Source organism: Nocardia neocaledoniensis (assembly GCF_029868625.1).
Classification (GTDB): Bacteria; Actinomycetota; Actinomycetes; order Mycobacteriales; family Mycobacteriaceae; genus Nocardia; species Nocardia neocaledoniensis_A.
This window is the reverse complement of the sequence record NZ_JARWOJ010000123.1, coordinates 1-10,722: the sequence shown is the minus strand read 5'-3', so window position 1 is coordinate 10,722 and position 10,722 is coordinate 1. Positions and strand designations below refer to the sequence as shown.

At 70.7% G+C, this 10,722-nt stretch carries 9 protein-coding genes; 5 read left to right on the top strand and 4 right to left on the bottom strand.

Going from position 1 to position 10,722, the window contains the following annotated elements:
* Positions 1 to 134: 134 nt before the first annotated feature.
* On the bottom strand, positions 135 to 1,490 hold the full coding sequence (locus QH270_RS08750; RefSeq protein WP_280340027.1) for a cation:dicarboxylate symporter family transporter: 1,356 nt from the start codon (positions 1,488 to 1,490) through the stop codon (positions 135 to 137).
* A 79-nt stretch (positions 1,491 to 1,569) separates the two neighbouring features.
* Between QH270_RS08750 and QH270_RS08745 the strand changes: the two genes are divergently transcribed.
* Complete coding sequence (locus QH270_RS08745; protein WP_280340030.1) at positions 1,570 to 3,123, top strand: ATP-binding protein; 1,554 nt, start codon at positions 1,570 to 1,572, stop codon at positions 3,121 to 3,123.
* Positions 3,120 to 3,818, top strand: coding sequence for a response regulator (locus QH270_RS08740; RefSeq protein ID WP_233000440.1), 699 nt, complete (start codon positions 3,120 to 3,122; stop codon positions 3,816 to 3,818). Before QH270_RS08745 ends, QH270_RS08740 begins: the two co-directional genes overlap by 4 nt.
* Here QH270_RS08740 and QH270_RS08735 read toward each other — a convergent pair.
* From QH270_RS08735 to QH270_RS08725, 3 genes are all read right to left on the bottom strand, one after another.
* Entirely contained in the window at positions 3,815 to 5,143 is a 1,329-nt protein-coding gene (locus QH270_RS08735) for a cytochrome P450 (protein ID WP_280340025.1), read from the bottom strand. The two genes, QH270_RS08740 and QH270_RS08735, sit on opposite strands and share 4 nt — an antisense overlap.
* Positions 5,144 to 5,248: 105 nt before the next feature.
* The gene (locus QH270_RS08730) at positions 5,249 to 5,962 is read right to left on the bottom strand and encodes a TIGR03089 family protein (protein ID WP_280340023.1); all 714 of its coding nucleotides are present in this window, start codon (positions 5,960 to 5,962) and stop codon (positions 5,249 to 5,251) included.
* A gap of 3 nt (positions 5,963 to 5,965) precedes the next feature.
* Positions 5,966 to 7,381, bottom strand: a complete 1,416-nt coding sequence (locus QH270_RS08725) for an LCP family protein (protein ID WP_280340028.1) — start codon at positions 7,379 to 7,381, stop codon at positions 5,966 to 5,968.
* Between the two features lie 231 nt (positions 7,382 to 7,612).
* Here QH270_RS08725 and rfbD point away from each other — a divergent pair, with 231 nt between their 5' ends.
* The 3 genes from rfbD (at position 7,613) to QH270_RS08710 (ending at position 10,568) form a co-directional block, all read left to right on the top strand.
* Positions 7,613 to 8,470, top strand: coding sequence for a dTDP-4-dehydrorhamnose reductase (rfbD, locus tag QH270_RS08720; protein WP_280340022.1), 858 nt, complete (start codon positions 7,613 to 7,615; stop codon positions 8,468 to 8,470).
* 11 nt (positions 8,471 to 8,481) lie between these two features.
* The gene (locus QH270_RS08715; RefSeq protein WP_280340021.1) at positions 8,482 to 9,375 is read left to right on the top strand and encodes a glycosyltransferase family 2 protein; all 894 of its coding nucleotides are present in this window, start codon (positions 8,482 to 8,484) and stop codon (positions 9,373 to 9,375) included.
* Positions 9,376 to 9,488: 113 nt separating this feature from the next.
* Positions 9,489 to 10,568: a sugar phosphate nucleotidyltransferase gene (locus QH270_RS08710; protein WP_110036512.1), complete on the top strand. Its 1,080-nt coding sequence runs from the start codon at positions 9,489 to 9,491 to the stop codon at positions 10,566 to 10,568.
* Positions 10,569 to 10,722 lie beyond the last annotated feature (154 nt).

The following is a 10,722-nucleotide window of genomic DNA, read 5'->3' as shown; positions in this document are numbered from 1 at the left end:
AAACCACCCCGGCTGGGCCCCCGCCCCCCCCCCCCCCCGGGTCCTCACCCACCTCCACCGGTATAATGGGGCCCGCGCGTGCCCAACCCAACCCGCGCGGGCCCCGGGTACCCGGGGGGGCCCCGGCGCTGCTGTCACCGGACCGGGACAGGTGGCTTCGCGTCGGTGACGGGCGGCTCGACCGGGTGGTCGTCGACCATGGTCTCCTCGTCGAAGGGCAGTTCGCGATTCAGGACCCGCTGGGCGCGGTCGGCGTCGACGGTCTTGGTCCAGGTGCCGATGAGCAGGGTGGCGACCGCGTTGCCGGAGAAGTTGGTCAGCGCGCGGGCCTCGGACATGAAGCGGTCGATGCCGACGATCAGGCCGACACCGTCGAGCAGTTCGGGCCGATGACTCTGCAGACCGCCGGCGAGGGTGGCCAGACCGGCGCCGGTGACACCCGCCGCGCCCTTCGAGGCGATGATCATGAACAGCAGCAGGCCGATCTGCTCACCGATGCTCAGCGGCTTGCCCATCGCGTCGGCGATGAAGATCGACGCCATGGTGAGGTAGATCGCGGTGCCGTCCAGATTGAACGAATACCCGGTCGGCACCACCACGCCGACGGTGGTGCGTTCGACACCCGCGTGCTCCATCTTCGCGACCAGTCGCGGCAACGCCGACTCCGAGGACGAGGTCGCCACGATCAGCAGGTACTCCCGCGCCAGGTACCGGCACAGCTTGAAGATCGACACCCCCGACACCGCTCGCAGCACCACACCGAGCACACCGAAGACGAACACCAGGCAGGTCAGGTAGAAGGCGATCATCAGCGTCGCCAGCTGCACCACCGCCGACCAGCCGGTGCGCCCGACCACGTTGGCGATGGCGCCGAACGCGCCGATCGGGGCCAGCCACAGGATCATGGCCAGGATCCGGAACACCAGCTTCTGGGCGAGGGCGACCGCGCGCAGGATCGGCGCGCCCGTCTCCCCCATCGCCTGCACGGCGAACCCGACCAGCAGCGCGACGAACAGCGCCTGCAGCACGCTGCCCGCGGTCAGTGACGACACCAGCGTGGTCGGCACGATGTTCTGGATGAAGTCCCAGGTGCCGCCCGCGCCGTGCGCCTGCTCGGCGTACTGCGCCCCGGCACCGGCCTTCCCGGTCCCGAGCCCCGAGCCCGGTTCGATCAGGTTGCCGACCACCAGCCCGATGCCGAGCGCGACCGTCGACATCACCAGGAAGTAGGCGATGGCCAGCCCGCCGACCTTGCCGACCGTCGCCGCGGCGCGCACCGAACCGATGCCGAGCACGATGGTGCAGAAGATGACGGGCGCGATCATCATCTTGATCAGATTCACGAACAGGGTGCCCAGCGGTGCCAGCGACTGCCCGAACTCCGGCGCGACCCGGCCGACCAGAATGCCCGCAAGGACGGCGATAATCACCGCGATGTACAGCCAGTGGGTATGGTCGCGTTTTCGCGTTGATGCGGCGGTTGTGCTCATGAGGACCAATCATGGGCACGTGTTGTGATGCCCATCACAATTGGTGCATAAGGTTCAGAGGATGAGTTCGGAGGGCAAGATGCGAGGTCGGCGGCTGTCGCTCGCCGGACAGGCCTTCCTCTGGCAGCTGGTGGTGCTGGCGCTGATGATCGGCACCGGGACCGCCCTGGCCGTCCTCGACGCCAGGCACGACCACGATGTGGCCACCGAGCTGAAGGTCCGCGATGTGGCCGTCACGGTCGCCCGCGCGCCCTCGACCCTGGCCGCGGTGAACTCGCCGTACCCCAGCGGCCTGCTACAACCGACCACTGAGCGGATCCGTGCCGATACCGGGATGGACTTCATCGTGGTCATGGCGACCGACCGCACGCGCTACACCCACACCAATCCCGAACTCATCGGCAAGCCGTTCATCGGCAGCATCGACGGTGCCCTGGCCGGGCAGACGCTGACCGAGACGTTCACCGGCACCCTCGGCCCGTCGATCAGGGCGGTCACGCCGGTCTACGACAGCGGCCGGGTGGTCGCGCTGGTGTCGGCGGGCGTGACCCGCGCCAAGATCAGCACCCAGGTCGCCTCGCAGCTGCCGGTGATCCTCGGGGTCTCCGCCGCCGGTCTCGCGTTGGCCGCGCTGTCGTCGTTCCTGATCAGCCGCAGGCTGCGCCGTCAGACGCACGGCCTGGCGCCCGACGAGCTGCGCGCGCTGTACGAACACCACGACGCGGTGCTGCACTCGGTGCACGAGGGCCTCGTCGTGTTCGGGGCAGGTCCAGGGCCGGCCGAGGTGGTCAACGACCAGGCGCGCACCCTGCTCGACCTCCCCGACGGCGCTGTGCGCCGCAGCGACCTGCCCGTCTCGCTGCGGCAGATGCGCTGGGGCGTGGTGCGCGACGAGACCCACGTGACCACCGACCGGGTGCTGCTGGTCAACCAGGACGTCGTGAGCTGGGAGGGCAAGGCCATCGGCACCGTGCTCACCATCCGCGACCAGACCGAACTGCGCGCCGTGCTCGGCGAGCTCGACTCGGTGCGCGGCTTCGCCGAGTCGCTGCGCGCCCAGGCGCACGAGGCGGCCAACCGGCTGCACACCGTCGTCACGATGGTCGAGCTGGGCAGGCCGGAGGAGGCCGTGGCCTTCGCGACCGCCGAACTCCAGCTCTCCCAGGTTCTGATCGACCGGCTGCTGGCCTCCGTCGGTGACGCCGCGCTGGCCGCGCTGCTGCTCGGCAAGGTCGACCAGGCGGCCGAACGCGGGGTGAGCCTGTCCATCAGCGAGGACACCGCGCTGGACTCCACCGACCCGCTCTCCGCGCACGAATCGGTCACCCTGGTCGGCAACCTGGTCGACAACGCCATCGATGCCGCCGCGGGCACGGTCGACAAGCGCGTCGAGGTCTCGGTGCGGCACCGCGACAAGGAGCTGCTGGTCCAGGTGGCCGACAGCGGACCGGGCATGTCGGCCCAGATGTTCTCGCGCGCCGCCGAACGCGGCTACACCACCAAATCCGATCACGCCGGCCTCGGGCTGGCGCTCGTCCACCGCCTCGTCGACCGACACGGCGGCACCATCACCACCACGGCCGCACCACACAGCGCGGTCATCGTTCGCATTCCGCTGAGGGAGACACAATGATCCGCGTCCTGATCGTCGAGGACGAACCGCTGATCGCGCAGGCGCACCGGGCCTACCTCGAGCGGCTCGACGGCTTCGTCACCGGCGGTGTCGCGCACACCGGGCGCGACGCGCTCACGCTGGCGGCCGAGGCCATCGCCGACGGCAAGCCGTTCCACCTGGTGCTCATGGACATCGGTCTGCCCGACATCAGCGGCCTCGAGGTCGCCGCCGCGCTCAACGGGCTGGAACCACGCCCCGACGTCATCGCGATCACCTCGGCCCGCGAGCTGACCATGGTCCGCAACGCCGTCGCCCACGGCGTGGTGCTGTATCTGCTCAAGCCGTTCACCTTCGCCGCGTTCCGCGAAAAGCTGGAACGCTACCGCGATTTCGACACCGCCCTGCCCGCGGGCGAGGCGGCCCTGTCGCAGTACGACATCGACCGCGCGCTGGGCGCCCTGCGCACCGCCGACCAGCGGGCAGGCGCGCCGAAGGGCGTCGTCCAGCACACCCTCGAGGAGGTCTCGCGCGCCGTGCGCTCCGCCGAGGCAGGCATCACCGCCACCGATGCCGCTGCCGCCGTAGGCGTTTCCCGCATCACCGCCTGGCGCTACCTGGAGAAGCTCGCCGACGACGGGTTGGCCGAGCGCCGCGCCGACTACGGCCGCGCGGGCCGCCCGAAGACCCGCTACCGCTGGCGAGCGGGGGCCTAGGACCGCCGGGCCGCGTCGGCCAGTCCGTCCGGCGCCGCACTGCGCGCGACCGGACCGAGGTCGACCGGCATGTGCTCGAAACCGTGCAGGGTGAACAGGTTTCGACGGGTCGGCTCGCCGCGCAGACGCAGGTCCGGGTAGCGGGTGTAGAGGGCGCGCAGGGCGTGCACGGCTTCCATCCGCGCCAGGCTCGCGCCGAGACAGGAGTGGATGCCGCTGCTGAACGCGACATGATCCTTCAGATTCGGGCGATCGATGTCGAAGCGGTGCGGCTCGGCGAATACGGCGGGGTCGCGGTTGGCACCGGCCAGCGACAGGATGACCGTGCTCCCCTGTCCGAGCCGGACGCCGTCGAGTTCGACGGCCTCGAGCGTTTCGCGCGCGGTGGTCTGCACCGGCGGATCGAACCGCAATGTCTCCTCCACCACGTCGGGCCAGCGATCCGGATCGGCCTGCGCGATGGCGAGCTGATCGGGATGGGCCGACAGGGCGGCGACGGCGTTGCCGATCAGATTGACCGTGGTCTCGAACCCGGCGCCCATCAGCAGGCTCGCCCCGGCCTGGAGCTCGCGCAGGTTCAGATCACCCGAGACCACGAGGGTGGAGAGGATGTCGTCGCCCGGTTCGCGGCGCAACTTCGCGATGTGGGCGGCCAGGTACTCGTCCATCGACTCGATGGCGAGCATGGCATTGCGATAGTTGGCCCAGGAGGTGCCGATATCGAGCAGCGGCGTCACCCGGTCGCCCCAGCGCAGGAACATCTCCCGGTCGGCGGCGGGGAAACCGAGCATGTCGGCGATGATCGCGATCGGCACCCTGGCCGCGAAATCGGTGATCAGGTCGACCGAGCCGTGCGCGGGCATCGCGTCGAGCAGTTCGGCCGTGACCACCTCCACCCGATCGCGCAGCCTGGCGATCGCGCGCGGGGTGAACGCCGAGGCCACCGGCTTGCGCATCCTGGTGTGCTCGGGCGGATCGAGCACCAGCATCGACGGCGGCTCGACCGGATTCGGCGGGACCGTGACCCGGGCGGCCAGCGACCGCCACGGCGCGGGCAGGTCGCCCCCGAGGGCCTGCCGAACCCCGAATCGGTTGTCGCGCAAGATCGCCCGGACCTGGGAATGATCGAAGGCGGCGTAGGAGACCGCGGTGCGCACCAGCCCGCCGGACGCGCGCAGTTCGTCGATCAGCGGATACGGGTCGTGCAGCCCACGCCGACCGCTGAGCAGCTCGGCGAACGAATCACGCTTGCGGCGTTGCCAGCGCAGAATCCCGCGCGCCGCGCCGTGCTCCGCCGACCATCGCAACCAATACTGCGCGATCATGGCCACCCCTGCCGCTCTGCCGAATGGATTCCTCCACCGTACGGACTTATCCGACAGAGCGAAACGTGTTCCAGTCGGAGTGCGACCTATACCTGGGTAGGAGCCTCAGCGGCGCACCGTCACCCGTTCCGTGGCGACGCGGTGTTCCAGCGCGGCCGGATCGGGGTTGACGACCTGTACCAGCGAGGCGCCGGCCACCAGCACCGCGACATAGCCGTCGATCAGTTCCTCGGCGGTGTCCCAGCGCGCGCTCGACAGCACCCGGTCACCGGCGGTGATCGCCTGCAGCGCGGCCGATTTCCTGGCCTCGACGAGTACCTCGGCGACCGAGCGCCCGTCGAGCGCGGCACGGAATCCGCCGGGATGGAACTGGTCGCCGTGTACGCGCACCGCGGTCGCGAAATCGGTGACACCGACCGGCAGGTCGCGCACGGGTGAACCCATGGCGTCCAGTGACAGCACCGCCACCTCGTCGACACCGTCGGCGTCGTCGAGCCGGTCGGGAGTGACCAGCGCCAGATCGGCGTCCGGATCGGGATCGAGCACGACTTCGGTTCCCGCCCACCAGCATCCGAGCAGGACCGCGGCGGTCTGCCAGTGCGCGGGCAGCAGCACGGCGACCCTGGCGCCGGGGCTGAGCGCGAACTCGTCACGCAGCAGGTTGGCCGTCTTGGCGGCCCAGTTGGCCAGCGTCAGGCCGGACAGCTCGATGCGTGCGCCGGTGGCGTCGTCGTACCAGGTGACGCGGGGGCCGGCCGGGTCGCGTTCGAGGACCGGGTCGAGGAGGGCGTCGGTGAGTGTGGAAAGGGGCTCACGCATTGTTCAGTTCACGCATTTCGGTCCGTTCTGGCCTGCGTCGATCGGCGGGGCTGGCGGTACTGGCGTCGCGGTCGCGGAGGACGTTCCGTCGAAATCGAACATCCCGCCCGCGGCCGAGCCCGGACCAGAGTAGTCGCTCGCCAGCACGGCGCTCACGGTATCCGCCGACAGCGACGGATCCGCGATCACCGGGAGACCGCCCAGTGCCTCGGCGACCGCGGCCGCCTTCGGATCCTCGGCGTCGACGGCGAGCACCCGGCTCGAACTGACGCTTCCCCCGGTGTAGTTCCCCACCAGCCCCTCGCGGAAACCCTTCCCGGTCAGCGCCGTCGACACCTTGCCCGCCAGTCCCGTCGCGCCACCGGCGTTGAACACGCTCACCGTGACCGTCGACGGATCGACCTTGGGCTTGTCGTCCTTCGGCTTCTCCTCGCCGACCAGCCCGGCGACGTAATCCTGCACCGCCTTGGGCTCCACCCGCACGACCGATTCACCCGCCGAGGTCATGGAATTGAGGTCCGCCACCGGGATCGTGTCGAACTCCACCTTGCCGCCGGAGAGGTCCTTGAGCTGCTGGAGGAACGCCAGCACGTCCCAGCCCTCGTCGAGGACGACGGTCCGGCCGACGGCCTCGCTGATCTCGCTCAGCTTCCCGGGGTTGGCCAGGATCTTGGCGTTGAGCAGCTGGCCGACCAGCTGGGCCATGAACACCTGCTGGCGGACGATGCGGTCGATGTCGCCGCGCGGCAGCCCGTGCCGTTGCCGGACGAAGCTCAGCGCCTGCCCGCCGTCGAGGCGCTGCTGCCCGGCCGGGAAGTCCGCGCCCGACATGTATTCGTCGACCGCGTTGTTCAGGCACACCTCCACACCGCCGACGGCATCGGTGAGCAGCACGAAGCCGAGCAGACTCACCTCGGCGTAGTGGTCGACGGTGATGCCGGTGAGCGAGGCCACCGACTTGATCAGCGCGGTGCGGCCCGCCTTGGTGGAGTCGCGCTCGGCATCGGCCTCGGAGGCGCCCTTGTCCAGCAGCTTCGCGCGCTCGGTCTCCTTGGTGGCGCCGTAGGCGGAGTTGATCTTGCCCTTGCCCTGGCCGGGGATGTCGACGTAGGAGTCGCGCGGGATCGAGATCGCGGTGGCCGAGCGGCCGTCGTTGGGCACGCGCACCAGGACGACGGTGTCGGTGTTGGTGCCCACCTCGTCGCCCGCGTGCAGCATGGCGCGCTCGGCCGAGGTCAGCGGGTTGCCGTGGGCGTCGGTGCGGCTGTCGACGCCGACGAGCAGGATGTCGACCGCGCCGTCACGGCCGCCGCCGAGGCCGAGGCCGCCGATGCGGTCGATATTGGCGATCAGGTTGTCGACGCTGCGCCACGCGAAACCGGTGAGAGCCAGCACCAGGACCGCCGCGATCGCCACCATCACTTTCGCGGGGCCGAAGGCGCCCACTGGCGTGGCCACCGTCGGTGGTCGGGTCGACTCTCGCATCGTGCATCCTCTCGACGAACTCCGCGCCCAGCTCCGTATCTCCCCCGGCAAACCCCGCCATCTCGCATACCCGGGCTCGTCCGCCGAAACCGGCCATCACAGGCTAACCAACAGTTACCACACTCGGGCCGAACCGCAGGTGTCCCGGCGTGCCAGACTGGCCGCGTGAACGCCGATTTCCCCGCCCCCACTCGCCTGATCGTAACCGGAGCGCGCGGGCTGCTCGGGCGCGAGATCCTGCGGCTCGCGCCCCGGGCCACTGGCCTGGCCAGGGCCGATCTCGACATCACCGACCGCGCCGCCGTGGACGCGGTGCTCACCCCGGGCGCGGTCGTGCTCAACTGCGCGGCCTATACCGCCGTCGACGCCGCCGAGACCGATCGTGAGGCCGCCTTCGCCGCGAACGCGATCGGTCCCGCGGTGCTGGCGGCCGCCTGCGCGGCGGCGAACTCCCGGCTGATCCACGTCTCCACCGACTATGTCTTCCCCGGCACGGCGCACACGCCGTACGAACCGGACGACACCACCGGCCCCGCCACCGTCTACGGGCAGTCGAAGCTCGCGGGCGAGCAGGCGGTGCTCGAGCTCTGTCCCGCCGCGCAGGTCGTGCGCACCGCCTGGGTGTATTCCGGTGTCGAGGGGGATTTCGTCGCCACCATGCGCAGGCTGGAAGGCGAACGCGACACCGTCACCGTCGTCGACGACCAGGTGGGCTCACCCACCCGCGCCGCGGACCTGGCCGCCGCGCTGCTGGAACTCACCACCCGCCCCGACGCGCCCCGGATCCTGCACGCCACCAACGCGGGCACCGCTACCTGGTTCGAGCTGGCCCGCGCGGTATTCGACGAGCTCGGTGCCGACCCGGCCCGTGTCCTGCCGTGCACCTCCGAGGCCTTCCCCAGACCGGCCCGGCGCCCGGCCTATTCGGTGCTCTCCCCGGCGGTCTGGAACGCGGCCGGGCTCACCCCGTTGCGTTCCTGGCAATCCGCGCTGACCGACGCACTGCGGCCGGTGTCCGGCTAGGCTGCCCAGTCGTGAACGCAGCCGAATCCGCGGCCCCTGCTGGCCTTGCCGTCGTCACGGTGACCTACTCACCTGGCGAGCACCTCGAGCACTTCATCACCACCCTGGCCGACGCCACCAGCGAGAAGCCGCAGGTCATCCTGGCCGACAACGGCTCCACCGACGGCGTGCCCGAACTCGTCGCCGAGGCCAACTCGCACGTGCGACTGCTGCGCACCGGGGGCAACATCGGCTACGGCGGCGCGATCAACCGGGCGGTCGCCGAGATCGATCCCTCGATCGAGTTCGTGATCCTGGCCAATCCGGACATCCGCTGGGGCGTCGACTCCATCGACAAGCTGCTCGAGGCCGCGAAGCGCTGGCCGCGGGCGGGCGCGTTCGGGCCCATGGTCCGCGAGCCCGACGGCAGCGTCTATCCGTCCGCGCGCCGGGTCCCCGGCCTGGCCGACGGCGCCGGGCACGCGATCCTCGGCACGATCTGGCCGAAGAACCCCTGGTCGGTGCGCTACCGCCAGGAGAACGAGGAGATCTCCGAGCGGGTCGTCGGCTGGCTGTCCGGCTCCTGCCTGCTGGTGCGCCGGGCCGCGTTCGACACCATCGACGGCTTCGATTCGCGCTACTTCATGTACATGGAGGACGTGGACTTCGGTGACCGCATGGGCAAGGCCGGCTGGCACAATGTGTTCGTCCCCGACGCCGAGGTGACCCACGCCAAGGGTCACGCCGCGGGCAAGCACCCCGAGCTGATGCTGCCCGCCCACCACGCCAGCGCCTACCGGTTCCAGGCCGACCGGCATCCGCACTGGTGGCAGGCGCCGTTGCGGGGCGCGCTGCGCGCCGGACTTGCGGTCCGCTCCCGGATTGCGGTTCGATCGGCGCTGCGCGAGAAAGCGCGTTCCGCCTGAACCGTCAGCGCCCGGAGGCGGCAGCCTGCGTAACCACGTAGGGCGCCGGGGCAGGCAAAATAGGACACCGGCGCCTGAGTGGGCGCCGGTCCACTGTGAACAGGGGAAACTCGATGGCAGGCAATGCAGGCACCGACGCGGTCATCCTCGTCGGCGGACAGGGCACGCGGCTGCGTCCGCTCACCCTCTCGGCGCCCAAGCCGATGCTGCCGACGGCTGGACTGCCGTTCCTGACCCACCTGCTGGCCCGCATCGCCGAGGCCGGGATCACGCATGTGGTGCTCGGCACCTCGTTCAAGGCCGAGGTGTTCGAAGAGCACTTCGGTGACGGCGCCGACCTCGGCCTCGAGATCGAGTACGTCACCGAGACCGAGCCGCTGGGCACCGGCGGCGGCATCCGCAACGTGCTGCCCAAGCTGCGCGCGGACAACGTCATGGTGTTCAACGGTGACGTGCTCGGCGGCACCGACCTCGGTGCGATCCTCGACACCCACGAGTCGACCAATGCCGATGTCACCCTGCATCTGGTCCGGGTGAGCGATCCGCGCGCGTTCGGCTGCGTGCCGACCGACGCCGACGGCCGGGTCACCGCGTTCCTGGAGAAGACCCAGGATCCGCCGACCGACCAGATCAACGCGGGCTGCTACGTGTTCCGCCGCGAGTACATCGAGAAGATCCCGACCGGCCGCCCGGTGTCGGTGGAGCGCGAGGTGTTCCCCGCGCTGCTCGCCGAGGGCGCCCGGGTACAGGGCCACGTCGACGCCTCGTACTGGCGCGACATGGGCACCCCCGAGGACTTCGTGCGCGGCTCGGCCGACCTGGTCCGCGGCATCGCCCCCTCACCCGCCCTGCCGGGCCAGCGCGGAGAATCGCTGGTCCACCCCGGTGCCGGGGTCGCCCCGGGCGCGCTGCTCATCGGCGGCACCGTGGTCGGCCGCGGCGCCGAGATCGGCGCGGGCGCGCGCCTGGACGGCGCGGTCATCTTCGACGGCGCCGTCGTCGAGGCGGGCGCGACCGTGGAACGCTCCATCGTCGGCTTCGGCGCCAGGATCGGCCCGCGCGCCCTGGTCCGCGACGGCGTCATCGGCGACGGCGCCAATGTCGGCGCCCGCTGCGAACTGCTGCGCGGTGCCCGCGTCTGGCCGGGCGTCGAAATCCCCGACGGCGGCATCCGCTTCTCCACCGACGTGTGAGTCGAGCGCCGCGGGGCCGCTGCCGGACATTCCGGTGGCGGCCCCGCGGCGTTTAGGCTATCCGAAGCCGCCCGCCGGGTTTCCCCAGGCGGTGTGCAGGGCGGCGTGGGGGTTGTAGCCGGCGGGGTGGCTTGGGTGGGTGGGGATGGGGGTG